This window comes from Enterobacter sp. UNJFSC 003, assembly GCF_036903355.1.
In the GTDB taxonomy this organism is placed as follows: Bacteria; Pseudomonadota; Gammaproteobacteria; order Enterobacterales; family Enterobacteriaceae; genus Enterobacter.
On the sequence record NZ_JBAKHK010000013.1, the window covers coordinates 58,674 to 72,128 of the forward strand.

15 protein-coding genes are annotated in these 13,455 nt (G+C 52.6%); 9 read left to right on the forward strand and 6 right to left on the reverse strand.

Annotation, left to right across the window (positions count from 1 at the left end; all coding sequences use genetic code 11):
* Positions 1-2: 2 nt before the first annotated feature.
* Genes fliP through V5P19_RS20295 form a run of 3 tightly spaced genes read right to left on the reverse strand, consistent with a single transcriptional unit; the run spans position 3 to position 2,027 of the window.
* The gene (gene fliP / locus V5P19_RS20285) at positions 3-755 is read right to left on the reverse strand and encodes a flagellar type III secretion system pore protein FliP (RefSeq protein WP_334406884.1); all 753 of its coding nucleotides are present in this window, start codon (positions 753-755) and stop codon (positions 3-5) included.
* Positions 752-1,153: a FliM/FliN family flagellar motor switch protein gene (locus V5P19_RS20290; protein WP_334406886.1), complete on the reverse strand. Its 402-nt coding sequence runs from the start codon at positions 1,151-1,153 to the stop codon at positions 752-754. Before V5P19_RS20290 ends, fliP begins: the two co-directional genes overlap by 4 nt.
* Positions 1,146-2,027 carry a FliM/FliN family flagellar motor C-terminal domain-containing protein gene (locus V5P19_RS20295; RefSeq protein ID WP_334406888.1) on the reverse strand — a complete coding sequence of 294 codons (882 nt, stop codon included), beginning with the start codon at positions 2,025-2,027 and terminating at the stop codon, positions 1,146-1,148. Before V5P19_RS20295 ends, V5P19_RS20290 begins: the two co-directional genes overlap by 8 nt.
* 474 nt (positions 2,028-2,501) lie before the next feature.
* Here V5P19_RS20295 and V5P19_RS20300 point away from each other — a divergent pair, with 474 nt between their 5' ends.
* The 9 genes from V5P19_RS20300 to V5P19_RS20340 are packed head-to-tail and all read left to right on the forward strand — an operon-like array spanning position 2,502 to position 11,477.
* Positions 2,502-3,533 carry a sigma-54 dependent transcriptional regulator gene (locus tag V5P19_RS20300; protein WP_334406890.1) on the forward strand — a complete coding sequence of 344 codons (1,032 nt, stop codon included), beginning with the start codon at positions 2,502-2,504 and terminating at the stop codon, positions 3,531-3,533.
* Between the two features lie 21 nt (positions 3,534-3,554).
* Positions 3,555-3,929, forward strand: coding sequence for a flagellar hook-basal body complex protein FliE (fliE, locus tag V5P19_RS20305; RefSeq protein ID WP_334406892.1), 375 nt, complete (start codon positions 3,555-3,557; stop codon positions 3,927-3,929).
* Between the two features lie 10 nt (positions 3,930-3,939).
* On the forward strand, positions 3,940-5,601 hold the full coding sequence (gene fliF / locus V5P19_RS20310) for a flagellar basal-body MS-ring/collar protein FliF (protein ID WP_334406894.1): 1,662 nt from the start codon (positions 3,940-3,942) through the stop codon (positions 5,599-5,601).
* On the forward strand, positions 5,579-6,613 hold the full coding sequence (locus tag V5P19_RS20315; protein ID WP_334406897.1) for a flagellar motor switch protein FliG: 1,035 nt from the start codon (positions 5,579-5,581) through the stop codon (positions 6,611-6,613). Before fliF ends, V5P19_RS20315 begins: the two co-directional genes overlap by 23 nt.
* A gap of 3 nt (positions 6,614-6,616) precedes the next feature.
* The gene (gene fliH, locus V5P19_RS20320) at positions 6,617-7,363 is read left to right on the forward strand and encodes a flagellar assembly protein FliH (RefSeq protein WP_334406899.1); all 747 of its coding nucleotides are present in this window, start codon (positions 6,617-6,619) and stop codon (positions 7,361-7,363) included.
* Complete coding sequence (fliI, locus tag V5P19_RS20325) at positions 7,356-8,675, forward strand: flagellar protein export ATPase FliI (protein ID WP_334406985.1); 1,320 nt, start codon at positions 7,356-7,358, stop codon at positions 8,673-8,675. The genes fliH and fliI overlap by 8 nt, the downstream gene beginning before the upstream one ends.
* 6 nt (positions 8,676-8,681) lie before the next feature.
* Positions 8,682-9,125, forward strand: coding sequence for a flagellar export protein FliJ (gene fliJ, locus V5P19_RS20330; protein ID WP_334406901.1), 444 nt, complete (start codon positions 8,682-8,684; stop codon positions 9,123-9,125).
* 1 nt (position 9,126) lies between these two features.
* Positions 9,127-10,503: a glycosyltransferase family 2 protein gene (locus V5P19_RS20335; RefSeq protein ID WP_334406903.1), complete on the forward strand. Its 1,377-nt coding sequence runs from the start codon at positions 9,127-9,129 to the stop codon at positions 10,501-10,503.
* 35 nt (positions 10,504-10,538) lie between these two features.
* Positions 10,539-11,477: a hypothetical protein gene (locus V5P19_RS20340; RefSeq protein ID WP_334406905.1), complete on the forward strand. Its 939-nt coding sequence runs from the start codon at positions 10,539-10,541 to the stop codon at positions 11,475-11,477.
* A 21-nt stretch (positions 11,478-11,498) separates the two neighbouring features.
* Here the strand turns inward: V5P19_RS20340 and V5P19_RS20345 are convergent, their stop codons facing one another.
* Genes V5P19_RS20345 through V5P19_RS20355 form a run of 3 tightly spaced genes read right to left on the reverse strand, consistent with a single transcriptional unit; the run spans position 11,499 to position 13,454 of the window.
* Positions 11,499-11,891, reverse strand: a complete 393-nt coding sequence (locus V5P19_RS20345; protein ID WP_334406907.1) for an adenylyltransferase/cytidyltransferase family protein — start codon at positions 11,889-11,891, stop codon at positions 11,499-11,501.
* A 30-nt stretch (positions 11,892-11,921) separates the two neighbouring features.
* On the reverse strand, positions 11,922-12,986 hold the full coding sequence (locus V5P19_RS20350) for a CDP-glycerol glycerophosphotransferase family protein (protein WP_334406909.1): 1,065 nt from the start codon (positions 12,984-12,986) through the stop codon (positions 11,922-11,924).
* 30 nt (positions 12,987-13,016) lie between these two features.
* The gene (locus V5P19_RS20355; protein WP_334406912.1) at positions 13,017-13,454 is read right to left on the reverse strand and encodes a flagellar protein FlgN; all 438 of its coding nucleotides are present in this window, start codon (positions 13,452-13,454) and stop codon (positions 13,017-13,019) included.
* Position 13,455: the final 1 nt, after the last annotated feature.

The following is a 13,455-nucleotide window of genomic DNA, read 5'->3' on the forward strand; positions in this document are numbered from 1 at the left end:
CGCTATATTCCCTGCACGCTGGAGGTCAAGGTACCCACGATCAATGTCCAGCCGTCACACAACACAAACAGCATCAGTTTGAACGGCAGCGAGACAATCAGAGGTGAGAGCATCATCATCCCCATAGCCATCAAAATGCTGGCGACAATCAGGTCGATAACCAGGAAGGGGATGTAAATCATAAAGCCAATCTGGAAGGCCGTTTTTAACTCACTCAGCAGATAGGCTGGTGTTACGACCGTTAAGTCCTGATCTTTTGGATCGCCGGTCACGCCGCCAATCGTCATCATCTGCGACATGGCTTTATTGCTGGTCTGTGCCAGCATAAAGTGCTTCAGCGGCACTTCTGCCTTACCAAACGCCTGCTTCAGGGTGATTTCGTCACTCTGAAACGGCACGATAGCGTCGTGATAAATGATGGTCCACACCGGGCGCATCACTAAAAGCGTGAGCGCCAGGGCAATCCCGGTCAGGATTTTGTTGGGCGGACTTTGTTGCAGGCCCAGCGCCTGGCGCAAAATGGCCAGCACGATAATGAATCGCGTAAAGCAGGTCATCATCATCAGCATCACCGGCAGCAGGCCCAGGAGCGTCATGAGGATCAGGATTTCAATTTTAACGTTGTAATCCTGACCGCCCTCGGTCGTGGCCGAGTTGAAGAGCGTGATGTCGCCATTGGCAGCCAGCAGCTGCGGAGAAAAGAGCAAACCGCCCAGCAGCAGCCAGGGCAGAGCAGGGCGAAGGCGGGCAATCATGGCGTCAGCTCGCCCAGCTCATTGCTGTTGAACTCCAGAATACGTAGCCCGTATTTATCGTTCAGCACGACGGCTTCGGCTTTGCCAAACAAAATGCCGTTTACCTTGATGTCCAGGGGCTCACCGGCCATTTTATCGAGCTCAATGACCGAGTCGTGGCCAACGGTGAGCAGATCGGCCAGGGTGACGTCAACCGAGGCGACTTCCAGCGTCAGCGTGACCGGAATACGGCTAAACAGCGCCATTTTACGCAGATCGTCAATACCGGAAGTCGATTCAGGTTCCGCCTGTAAATCCAGACGAATATTGCCCTCAACGGTCTCTTCTCGTGGCATCTCTCCGAGATTCAGGTCGCCAAAATCCAGGGACTGGCTCAGGTCTTGTTGCTGGTCACTCATAATGCTTCTCAATGGTTCTGTCATTAAATTCACAGAGTAATAACTTGCCGCGATCTTCAGCGATTTTGGCGTCAAAAATCTGTTCTTTACCGATATAGACCGGAATATTTTCGTTAATATTGGCCGGAATAATGTCGCCAGGTTTAATTTTTGCGAGCTGGGCAACGGTCAAATTCAGGCTAGTAACATGGCCACTGAACTTCAGGGGCATGCTGTAAAACAGACGTTCAATCTGCGACTGCGTGGGCGATGTTTGCCGACGGGTGTGTGGGTCATGGGCTGGCGAGCGCAGCGTTGCCAGCATCTGATCCACATGAGCATTATCAAAGAGCAGCGTAAAACTGCCTTCTTCATACCCTTCCAGCATGAAGGTGACGCACCATGACCATTGATTAATGACCGTGGTGTTATCACTTTTTATTTCAATGTCCTGGCCGAACATCGTCTCATCGATAAGAAGCCGGGTCAGATCCAAACCAATTTTATTTTTTAGTCGGTCTTCTGTTTTCGTCACAGGCTGATCAATGTCGAGCGATTTATGACGACTCTCTTTCCCCAGACCGTAATAATCGTGGAGGATCTGTAATAACAATGCCCGTTCAATACTGAATGCGATGGATCCGAAGGATGTCGAAAAGAGTTGTGTGTTTTTATAGTGCTGATCGATAGCAAAGCTCATTGATTTTAATGCAACGTTCACGCGCAATTTTTTAAGAAAATAAATGCTTAACCGTGAATCGAGTATATCGAAACTGTCATTCATTAACTTAGGAAGCTTATGCCATGGGCGTCCAAGTTTGCTCACGTCGAGCTTTACCATATCGGGGAGTGCCTGACGCTGGTAGATTTTTATTCTCTGTGGAGCTGCTGACATAGGGTCTTCCGCATAACAATTGCCATAATGAAATTTTGTATACAAGAAATTTGCTTATTGGCAGGAAATATTTAAGTTCTGTTTCACCGTGTCGCTTTAGTCAGTGAGTTAGTTACCGACTCATAAAGTCCTTTCCTGTGTGGGCTTTATAAGGGATATGAATTAGACGCTGTTTAAAGACGGTAATCAAGACGCTAAAGATTATTAATTAGTTATTTCAGGATGATTAATCGACATTAATTTCTTTACTAACCATATGAAAAATAAAGATTAAAGTTTTAATACCCAATAAAAACAAGACAATTCCTAACGCACCGTTATAATGCGCGAAAGTGATGAGTTTCCGTATTGAAAAGACATGCGGCTAATTCAATTAATCCATATCGAATACTTGCCTTGTTATGTACGTCAGAAACGGCGTATCGGGCCGTATACGCTTCAGCTAACAATTAGCTTAAATGTTGGTGAATTGTTATGAGTATTGTTGTTGAACATGAAGTCCGTAATGAAAATGGATTCGTTGCGAGTGCGCCTGAAAGTATAAATGTATTTTCATTAGCACGCCGCGTAGCAAAATATAATGTATCGGTACTTATTACTGGTGAGACGGGTACAGGCAAAGAGTGTGTGTCACGCTATATCCACGATAATGCTTTGGGCGCCGATGCGCCGTACGTGGGAGTAAACTGCGCAGCCATTCCAGAAAGTATGCTGGAGGCCATTTTATTTGGTTATGAAAAAGGTGCATTCACGGGAGCAGTAACGGGCGTCGCCGGTAAATTTGAGCAGGCTAATGGCGGAACGCTGTTATTGGATGAAATTGGTGATATGCCGTTGGCGCTACAGGCGAAATTACTGCGCGTGTTGCAGGAGCAGGAGGTTGAACGCCTGGGGAGCCATAAAAAAATCCCTCTGGATATTCGCCTGGTGGCCTCGACCAATAAAGATTTGCAGCAAGAAATTGCCGAAGGGCGTTTTCGTCAGGATCTTTTTTACCGTATTTCCGTTGTCCCTATTCATATTACCCCATTAAGAGAACGTCGCCCGGATATTATTCCACTGGCAATGCGGTTTATTGCAAAATATAAAGCCTTCCACAAAGGCAATATCCGCTTAAGCGATGACGCCCGCCATGCGCTGTTGGCCTATAACTGGCCGGGAAACGTGCGCGAGTTGGAGAATGTTATCCAGCGCGGCATGATCCTGAGCAACGGGGAAGAGATCGCCGCGAAAGACTTTGGCTTGCCTGTGCTCACCCCTGCGCCCTCCGTTTCGGCGGTCGATTTGATGCCTGCCTACCGAGAGCAGCAGCCAGCTTCCACTGCGCGGGGTAACGTCAAACTCCATGGCCGGATGGCGGAATATCAGTACATTATTGAATTACTGAAACGGCATAACGGCAATAAGTCCAAAACCGCTGCTTTTCTGGGTATTACACCGCGTGCTTTACGTTACCGACTCGCGTCGATGCGCGAAGAAGGTATCGATATCGAATCCTACTCATAATGCACGCCTGAGAATAACGCTATGGACAAAATTACCGCTATCGGTATGCCCGCCAGCCAGCAAGCATTGCTGGAAAGAATGCATCACACGGCTGCCATTGCCTCTTCGGGCGCGCTGAGCAATCCCACACGTATTGCGCCAGGTGATTCTTCTTCCGCCGTGGTGGGGACGGCTCAACCCTCTTTTTCGCAGGTTCTGAATAACGCTATCGACAATGTCGATGCGTTGCAGCATGCCGCTGGTGCGAGACAAAAAGCCATCGAACTGGGCCAGAGTGACGACCTTGCCGGGGCGATGATCGAATCGCAAAAAGCCAGCGTGGCGTTTTCCGCCATGATGCAGGTGCGTAACAAACTCACCACTGCGCTCGACGAAGTGATGAATACTCCGCTGTAAGGTTTCCCTCGTGCTAACAAAGTTAAAAGATAAGTTTTCCGCATTATCCCTGTCGGAAAGCCGCATTAAACCGCAATGGCTCATTGCGGCAGGCGCGGTGCTGCTGACGGGGGCGATCGTGTTTTCGCTCTGGCGCAGTAATCAGGGGTACGTTGCGCTATATGGTAGCCAGGAGAAACTGCCTGTGGCGCAGGTTGTTGAGGTATTGGGAGCCGAGTCGATCGCCTACCGTATCAATCCTGATAATGGTCAGATCCTGATCCCGGAAGATAAATTGCCGCGAGCGCGAATGGCGCTCGCGGCAAAAGGCATCACGGCCGTGATGCCGGATGGCTACGAGCTGATGGATAAAGACGAGATGCTCGGCAGTAGCCAGTTTGTCCAGAATGTTCGTTATAAGCGCAGCCTGGAGGGCGAGCTTGCCCGCAGCATTATGGCGCTGGATCCGGTTGAAAACGCGCGAATTCATCTTGGCTTAAGTGAATCCAGCTCTTTCGTTATGACGAACAAGCCGCAAAGCAGCGCCTCAGTGATGCTTCAGCTGCACTACGGCAAGCAGCTGGATGAGCAACAGGTTGCCGCTATTGTCCAGCTGGTGGCGGGAAGTGTACCGGGCATGCAGGCTGCCAGCGTGCGCGTTGTGGATCAGGCGGGGAATTTGCTGTCAGAAAACGGCGTGCAGAACGGAAGCAATATGGCGAGTATTCGCCAGGGCCGCGATGTTATCGAACGAATCAAAAATGAAACGATCAACAATATTGCTGGCTTGCTCACCCCGCTGTTTGGTAGCGATAACTTCCGCATCAGCGTGACGCCCAGCGTCGACATGAGCAGCGTCGAGGAGACGCAGGAGCGCCTGGGCAAAGAGCCGCAAATCAGTGATGAAAACATCTCGCGAGAAAACACCACCAATGAACTGGCCATCGGGATCCCCGGTTCACTGAGCAACCGCCCTGTTAATCAACCTGCATCGCCGGTAACACCGCCGACAGCAGCAAATCAGCAGACCGCGCAGACGCAAGCCAGCACTCCGTCCTCCCTCTCCAGCCGTAGCCAGGAACAGCGCAAGTACGCCTTCGATCGTGATATTCGCCATATCCGCCATCCGGGATACAAGCTAGAAAAGCTGCGCGTGGCGGTGGCTCTCAATCAGGCGGCAGCGCCGCTGAGCAGTATGACCCCTGAACAGCTTACCGCGCTGACCAGGCTCGTGGAGGATGCCGCCGGGATCGAAAAATCGCGCGGCGATTCATTGACGCTGGACAGGCTCACCTTCGTGGAGCGAACGGTTGACGGCTTGCCGGAGCTGAAATGGTGGCAAGATCCGAACATTCAGTACTGGGGGCAAAACGGTGGGATCGGCATGCTGATTCTGCTCACGCTGCTGTTTGGTCTGCGCCCGCTCATGCAGCGCTACGGCCGTCGTGAACAAAACGAACGTGTCGCCATTGAAGGTTCTGACACGATTGAGAACGATCTGGTGACCACTGAGGCGGGTCTGGCAGGGCTGCCGGGACCTGCATTCAACCAGGATACGGAATTGCCACCGCAAAGCTCTGGCCTGGAAACCAAGGTCGAATACCTGCAAATGCTGGCCGAAAACGAAACTGAACGTATGGCCGAAGTACTGAAACAATGGATCAACAGCAATGAGCGAACTGACAGCAAGTAATAGCAGTAAAGGTGGCGCAAAAACGGGGCGCAGCCGGCTGGAACAGGCGGCTATTCTGTTGCTCAGCGTCGGGGAAGAAGCCGCGGCCAAAGTGATGCAGAAAATGAACCGCGATGAGGTGATCCTGCTGAGCGATACCATGGCGCGTTTGCACGGCGTTAAGGTTGATCACGTCCGTTACGCAATGAATAACTTTTTCGACGATTATCGCGAACAGAGCGGAATCAACGGCGCGTCACGCAGCTATCTGCGCGGTATTCTCGAGAAAGCGCTGGGCGGGGAAATTGCTGGCAGCGTCATTAACGGTATCTACGGTGATGAAATTCGCCACCGTATGGCGCGGCTGCAGTGGGTTGATGTTCCGCAGCTGGCGGCCCTGATCGAGCAGGAGCATCTTCAGCTCCAGGCTGTTTTCCTGGCCTTCCTGCCACCGGAGGTGGCCGCAGGGGTGCTCAGCGCGTTATCGCCGGAACGGCAGGACGAAATCGTCTGGCGCATCGCGCGTCTGGATGACGTCAACCGCGACGTGATTGACGAACTGGACAGGCTGGTTGAACGGGGCGTGGCGGTACTTTCCGAACATGGCTCGAAAGTGGTCGGTATTAAGCATGCCGCGAACATTGTTAACCGTATTCCCGGCAATCAACAGCAGTTGCTTGAACAGCTGCGCGAGCGTGATGCCGACGTGGTGGATGAGCTTGAGCAAGAGATGTACGAGTTCTTCATTCTCAGTCGTCAGACGCCTGCCACCCTGCAGCGTCTGATGGACGAAATCTCTATTGAAGAGTGGGCAATAGCGCTGAAAGGCACCGAGCCGGTGTTGCGTCAGGCCATTTTCAACGTCATGCCAAAACGCCAGGTGACCTTGCTGCAATCTACCACGACGCGTCTGGGGCCTGTCCCGGTTAGCCGGGTTGATCATGTGCGTAAAGCGATCATGGCTACGGTGCGCCAGCTGGCCGAAGAGGGCGAAATTCAGGTACAGCTCTTTGCCGAGCAAACCATGGAGTAACCCATGTATAAAAAACAGAGCATACCCTTAAGTGCGTTGACCTCTAGCCGACAGGCGGTGATTAAGCCCCGTCTGCATAAGTTTCCGCCACTGCGTAAGCGCCGCACGGTACAGAGTCGGCCTGACGACGCGCAGGGCGTTATGGACGATGCCGCCCTTCAGACTCAGCTTCAGCAAGGCTTTCAGGATGGACTGAACAGCGGTTTTGCCCAAGGTCTGGAAGAGGGTAAAAGCGAAGGCTATCAGGAAGGGCTGCGGCTCGGATTTGACGAGGGCGTTCGCAAAGGACGCTCTGAGGGCAAAGTGCAGGCGCGTCAGCAATTTCTGGACGCAGCTCACCCGCTCGACAGCATTATTGCATCGATGGAAGCGTTCATAGCGAACTACGAACAGCGCCGCCGGGAAGAGCTTTTGCAATTGGTGGAAAAGGTCACCCGTCAGGTGATTCGCTGCGAGCTGTCCCTTCATCCAACCCAAATTCTCACTCTGGTGGAAGAGGCGCTGAGCGCGTTACCGCAACAGCCAGAGCAGGTCAAAGTGCTGTTGAACAGCGACGAGCATCGCCGCATCAGCGAAGCGGAGCCTGACAAGGTGGCGCAGTGGGGGCTGACGGCGGATCCCGATCTCCCTCCAGGCGAGTGTCGCGTCGTAACCAATACCACCGAAATGGACGTTGGATGTCAGCATCGCCTCGACCAGTGTATGGATGCCCTTAAAGCCAATCTGCTGCCGGAAGCGCATGATGAGTGATACCGATTTCGAACAGGTTTTACGATCGCTGGAAAACATTAACCTTGCGCGCGTGGCGGGCAGGCTGGTGCGCGTGACGGGGATCCTCCTTGAATGCGTAGGCTGTCGCCTGGCCGTTGGGCAGCTTTGTCAGATTGAAGGGGATGAAGGTGAGTTTATTGAGGCACAGGTGGTGGGCTTTGATCGCGATGTCACTTTTTTGATGCCCTTTAAGCAGCCAGCCGGACTTATGGCCGGCGCGCGCGTCTATCCGCTGGACAAGCAAGGCGGCGTGCTGATTGGCGATCAATGGCTGGGACGGGTGGTTAACGGCCTGGGCGAGCCGATTGACGAACGGGGCAAGCTGACCGGTGACACCATGCTGCCGCAGCAGTTGCCTCAGGTACATCCCCTGAAGCGACGGCCGGTAGAGGCACCGCTGGACGTAGGCGTCAGGGCGATTAATGGCTTGCTAACCATTGGCAAAGGGCAGCGCGTGGGGCTGATGGCGGGCAGCGGCGTGGGGAAAAGCGTGCTGCTCGGCATGATTACCCGCTACACCCAGGCAGACGTGGTGGTGGTGGGGTTGATCGGCGAGCGCGGGCGCGAGGTGAAAGAGTTTATCGACCATTCGCTGGGCGAGGCCGGACGTCAGAAATCGGTCATCGTCGCCGCGCCTGCGGATGAATCGCCGCTGATGCGCATTAAGGCGACTGAACTTTGCCACACCATCGCCAGCTATTACCGGGACAAAGGCAAAGACGTGCTGCTGCTGGTTGATTCCCTCACCCGCTATGCGATGGCGCAGCGCGAAATCGCGCTCTCGCTGGGGGAGCCGCCTGCGACGAAAGGCTATCCGCCCTCGGCATTCGGTTTGATCCCAAGGCTGGTTGAAAGCGCGGGAAATAGTGAAAGCAGCGGTTCAATGACCGCCATTTATACGGTGCTTGCAGAAGGTGATGACCAGCAGGATCCGATCGTGGACTGCGCGCGCGCGGTGCTGGACGGGCACATCGTGCTGTCGCGCCATCTGGCGGAAGCCGGACACTACCCGGCTATCGATATCGGGCAGTCTATCAGCCGCTGTATGAGCCAGGTAACGCAGCGCGATCATCAACGTTCCGCCCGTACACTTAAGCAGCTTTATGCTGAATATCAAAGTATTAAACCTCTTATCCCGCTGGGGGGCTATGTGGCGGGAGCCGACCCCATGGCGGATAAAGCGGTCAATCTCTCTCCGGCAATAACCCGTTTTCTGCAGCAGGAAGTGCAGGATGCGGCGCCGATCGACAAAACCATTGCCGACCTGAATGTACTGGCTCAGGCAGGATAATGAACGATGAAAAAAATCATTAACACGCTTGAACAGCTGCACCTGATGCGTAACCGCTCGGTGCAGGACCTCAGCGCGAAACTGGCGACCCAGCAGCAATTATGTCAGCGGCTGGACAAAAATATTCATGCGCTGACGACTCTGGTGACCAGCCAGGCGGAGGCATTATCCGGTGGGGCGACCATGCTCTGCAATCAGTCGGTGTACAAGCGCCATATTCAACGCGTGATCGACTGGCAAAAGCAGGAGCAAGCCCTGGCGAACGTGGAGGCTCAGAAACTGCAGAGCAACCTGCTGGCCGAATCTCGCAAGGAGAAAAGCCTGGAGTGGGTGCTGGCAGAGCGCCGCAGCGCGCAGCGCCTGGCGAATGAGCGTCGCGATCAAAAAACAACGGATGCGCTGTCGGCCCAGTGCTGGCTTCGGCGTCAGCAGGCGCAGCGGCAGCGATAACATGACAACCAACCTGATGCAGACGCTGCTCAAACGCCAGCAGCAAAAAAAAACGCACGCGACGCCGTTCGTCAGCGTGGTGTGCCCCACCTGGAATCGCCGGGCGTTTCTGCCTTATTTGCTCTACATCTTTCAGTATCAGGACTATCCGGCCGACAAACGCGAGCTGGTGATCCTCGATGACTCAGAACACAGTAACGAAGATCTGATCGCCATGATGGTCGACCCTGCGCTCTGCACGGTGCGCTATGTTCACAGTCCCGAGCGGCTCGATCTGGGTAAAAAGCGCAACATGCTTAACGAGATGGCGAAGGGCGATTACATCATTTGTTTCGATGACGATGATTACTATCCGCCGAATAAACTCAGCGCGCAGGTCGCGGCGATGCAGGAAAATAACGCCCTTTTTTCCGGTAGCGACACGATTTATATCTGGTACAGCCATCTGGATAAAATCTACCAGACGCATGCATTTGGTGAGCGTCATGCGCTCAACGGGACATTCGGCTATCACCGCAACTTCCTGAAAAATCATCGCTATGAAGACAACGCCGTGCTTGCGGAAGAACAGGCGTTTCTGAACAACTTTACGGCTCCCGTTCAGCAGATCGATCCGCGCCAGGCGATCCTTTGCATTTCACACAGCGCAAATACCTACGATAAAGATTTCGTTCTGGGCTCTTCAAAGCCTGTTGACCTGACGCTGGAAGATTTCGTTAGCGACCGGAACTTGCTGAACCACTATCGGCGGTTAAGTCAGGCTCCGCTGAGTGCGTCCGTTGAGTGGCGGGCCTTTGACAAGGTGGCGGTGATGTACGATCCGCAACATACCGAGGTGCTTGCCGCTCAGATGCAGGCGCTGGTCGCGCTGGGGCTGAAGGGCGACCAGCTGGTGCCCTGTGCGACTGACCCGCAACATGGCGAGCTTGAAACACACTGCAAGGTGCTTGAGCAGGCGCAGCGCGAGCAGTGGCGTAGCGTGCTTCTGCTGGATGCGTCGGTGAAGTTTGTACGTAAAGAGATGTCCCTGAAAACGGTCAACCAGCTGTTGACCCGCTTGCCGCACATCGACTGGCAGGTGGTCTTGCTGGGCGCTCGCTATCATCGCATTTCGCCGCTCAAGGCGCTGCCCGGCGTCGTGCGCGTGCTGGAGGGCGGTTGTGGCTGCGCCTATGCGGTAAACGGAAATTATATCCCCACGCTTCTAGACCACTATCGGCAGTCGAACAGCCTTGATGACTGCTGGCCTGCGCAAATGCAGTCGCACTGCTGGCTGGGGGTGCAGCCGAGTTTCGCATTTTTACCTGAGATAAACGATCCCGCGGGTGGGGGCGTTATCGACTGCACTCACTGGTTTTTCCGTAAGAATTTTCAATGACAAACGCCGCCATTGCCGCGGCTGGAGCTGTCCAAATGGAATTAATTGAACATTATCAACCTGAATTTGTTGTCCGTTTCCGGACTCGTGAAGAAGCTTGTCAGTGCCCTGCCTGCCGGACTGCAGCAGGAAACTGGCCGTACGTGAGCATGACGGTGGGCAAACAGCAGCGCGACAGCCTTAACGCGGCATGCGAAAGCGCCGCGCGCGCGATATTGCTCAATCCGGACGCCTTTATGCTCCACAGCGGCGAGATCGAGTCCGCAGATGAAAGCGATCTTAACCTGTGGGAAGAAACCTTAAACCAGCAGTGTATTAACATGGCGGTGCAACCGGCGCTGACGCTGGAAAGCAGTCTGTATGCCATAGGCGTGCTGCTGAGCAAAGCGCAACGCTATGTGGATGAAAAGCAATGTGATCCACAGCAGCTGGTGACGATGGGCGAACAGCTTTCCCAACTGGCTGAAGGCGGCATCCTTAACGATCAGCTTGCAATGCTGCCGCCCATTGAGGTGAACCGCATTGAGGCGCTGGGTGAAATGGGGGCGATGCGCCTCAACCTGAATCTCCCGCCGATGCAAAAAATGATGATGATGCTGAAGCTCAGCGAGCTTGCGGTGATGGAGCCTGCAAGACTGCAGGATCGTCTGCGTGAGCTGGACGCGACGCCAGTCACGCTGCTGGAGGAAAAATCATACATCCTGCGTAACCTGCTGATTTATAAGCTGTATGGTGAGTTCTTCCCGGGTCCGGACGCCACCAATTACGGTGAGTCCCTGATGTCGCTTACGCGTCAGTTCTTCCAGATTAAGATGCTGTGCGCGATGTGGATGGAAGATAATGACCAGATGACAGAGGATGAGTTTATTGCGCTTTTCAGCGCATGGTATGCCTGGCAAAAGCAGGCGATGCAGGGGGAGGATGTGGTGAATACGGCCGATTATACCTTGCTGTGTGGATTATCGTTGATATAACTCAAGGCGGCCTGTGCCGCCTTAATTCTGCTTGATCGTTTCGATAATTGACGTTGTGGATATCGTGGGGGTTCGCGTCAGATAAACAACGTCACATAGCGGGGAAAAGTGATCAAATCTCCCTCTCCAGTCATCTCCCATCACCAGCGCTTGTGCGTTGAAGCGCCTGATATAATCTGCTTTTAACTCAAGTGACTCCTCAAGGAAAACCTCATCGACACACTTTAACTCCTCAATAATGCGTATTCGCTGATCCTGAAGATAGACCGGAAGGCGTGCCTTTTTATGCAGATTAAGCGCGTCTGAGGACACGCCGACAACCAGCCGGTCTCCCAGCGCTCTGGCACGTCGCAAGATGTTGAGATGGCCGATATGGAAGACATCAAAAGTACCGAATGTAATAATCGTTTTCATGATTGTTTTCCGTAATCAGGATCGACAGGATTACGCTGAAGTCGCCTCATCAATAATTTCCGCCGCGCGTAAACCTGCGTTTCCATCATTAAAGGCATCGCAGTATTCCGTTCTGATGAAATTCAGGTCGGAGGCATTTTCATGCCAAGGATAGTCTTCAGAGAGGAAGTTTCGGAGATCGGCCATGTCACGAGCGTCAGGAAGGAGTTTTCGAATCTGTTGCTCGGGGCTTTCGCTCGTGCTGAAAGATTTATTTTTTGTCAGCAAGTCGCCCATTTTATCCCAGCTCAACAAAATCACCCGCTTTTCCGCATTTATAGCATCAAAAATAAAACCACTGTTGTCGCTGATGACATAGTCTGCGCAGTCAAGTAGTGCAAAAGTCGACGTATTATCCGTGACAATATTCTTTAAGAAGCGTCTGGCGGCTTTAAGGTTTTGTTGTTCTTCTTTTCTGTACAGCGTACCGTGGTGTAGCTTGCAGATAATGGTGTATTCGCTGCTCAGTCGACCTAATTTTTCTACCCAATGAGGTAAAGAACTTAATTCTCCATAAGTTGGGGCATAAAGCAATGTAGGTTTTTTGGGCGTTAACGAGATGTGAGAAGGTAACTCCTGCGAATATTTTTTGTTATGCCAGGCATCAAAGCGAGGGTTTCCAACTACTTTAACTTGAGCTGCAAGGTTCAGCGCTCTTGCCGTGTAGTGGCTGTAACATAAAATATAATCATATTTTGCATTCCACGCCGCATGATTCCATTCATTTTTAGCCAAGCCATAAACCGTACGGACATGTATCCGGGAAATTTTCTCAGCATAGGGAAGGTAATAAGGCGTAACAAGGCAACTGTAGACTTTTTGATGTTTTAATACTGAAGACAAAAGCATGAAGCGAAGACCCGGAACATTAACTGTTCCCAGGAAATTCACCATATTATTAACATATTCAGCTTCTATGATGTCGTTAATAATAATGTCACATAAAACACCTTTATTTATAAGGGCAGTGATAATATTGATATAGACGTCGTAGTGAAAAGAGGTCTCCATTAAAAAACCGACGCAGCGCGTTTTATTGCTAATTTTTAAAGGCATATTTCTTATTTCCCTCAATAGCACACCTACTCAACTTTGCTCGTAAAGCCAGTTTTCCGGCTCGCTAATATTCAGCAAGTTTTGCAGGATCTCCTGCTGCATCGACAGCACGGCAATATTACTGTCGTTGAGCGCGTTGCACTCCGCTGCCACCTTTTCAAGTGAATCCCAGAGCGTGTTGAGCTGCTTCTGATGATGGGCAGGAAGGCGGGAGAAAAGCGTGCGCAGGCCGGGCGTGCCGACAGGGATACCGAGCTGGGTGAGCAGCTGATAGCGCTGCTTGCTGTTGCGCGACAACGTCTCATAGTGTGAGATGAGCTGCGGGTTTAGCTCGTCCAGCTTTGCTGCATCGCGTGCGATTAGCCACTGACGCTGGTCGGCAAGGAGCGTCTTAAGGCTAGTGTAGGTTTCACGATCCTCTACCATACCCTGAACCAGCTGTTTTACGCACTGTGCGGCGTTACTCATT

Excerpts from the sequence above, each read along its gene's own strand:
- V5P19_RS20350 (WP_334406909.1), bottom strand. The coding sequence starts at position 12,986 with ATGCCTTTAAAAATTAGCAATAAAACGCGCTGCGTCGGTTTTTTAATG.
- V5P19_RS20290 (WP_334406886.1), bottom strand. The coding sequence starts at position 1,153 with ATGAGTGACCAGCAACAAGACCTGAGCCAGTCCCTGGATTTTGGCGAC.
- V5P19_RS20300 (WP_334406890.1), top strand. The coding sequence starts at position 2,502 with ATGAGTATTGTTGTTGAACATGAAGTCCGTAATGAAAATGGATTCGTT.
- fliE (WP_334406892.1), top strand. The coding sequence starts at position 3,555 with ATGGACAAAATTACCGCTATCGGTATGCCCGCCAGCCAGCAAGCATTG.
- fliI (WP_334406985.1), top strand. The coding sequence starts at position 7,356 with ATGAGTGATACCGATTTCGAACAGGTTTTACGATCGCTGGAAAACATT.
- V5P19_RS20315 (WP_334406897.1), top strand. The coding sequence starts at position 5,579 with ATGAGCGAACTGACAGCAAGTAATAGCAGTAAAGGTGGCGCAAAAACG.
- V5P19_RS20295 (WP_334406888.1), bottom strand. The coding sequence starts at position 2,027 with ATGTCAGCAGCTCCACAGAGAATAAAAATCTACCAGCGTCAGGCACTC.
- V5P19_RS20340 (WP_334406905.1), top strand. The coding sequence starts at position 10,539 with ATGGAATTAATTGAACATTATCAACCTGAATTTGTTGTCCGTTTCCGG.
- V5P19_RS20335 (WP_334406903.1), top strand. The coding sequence starts at position 9,127 with ATGACAACCAACCTGATGCAGACGCTGCTCAAACGCCAGCAGCAAAAA.
- V5P19_RS20345 (WP_334406907.1), bottom strand. The coding sequence starts at position 11,891 with ATGAAAACGATTATTACATTCGGTACTTTTGATGTCTTCCATATCGGC.
- V5P19_RS20355 (WP_334406912.1), bottom strand. The coding sequence starts at position 13,454 with ATGAGTAACGCCGCACAGTGCGTAAAACAGCTGGTTCAGGGTATGGTA.
- fliJ (WP_334406901.1), top strand. The coding sequence starts at position 8,682 with ATGAAAAAAATCATTAACACGCTTGAACAGCTGCACCTGATGCGTAAC.
- fliH (WP_334406899.1), top strand. The coding sequence starts at position 6,617 with ATGTATAAAAAACAGAGCATACCCTTAAGTGCGTTGACCTCTAGCCGA.
- fliP (WP_334406884.1), bottom strand. The coding sequence starts at position 755 with ATGATTGCCCGCCTTCGCCCTGCTCTGCCCTGGCTGCTGCTGGGCGGT.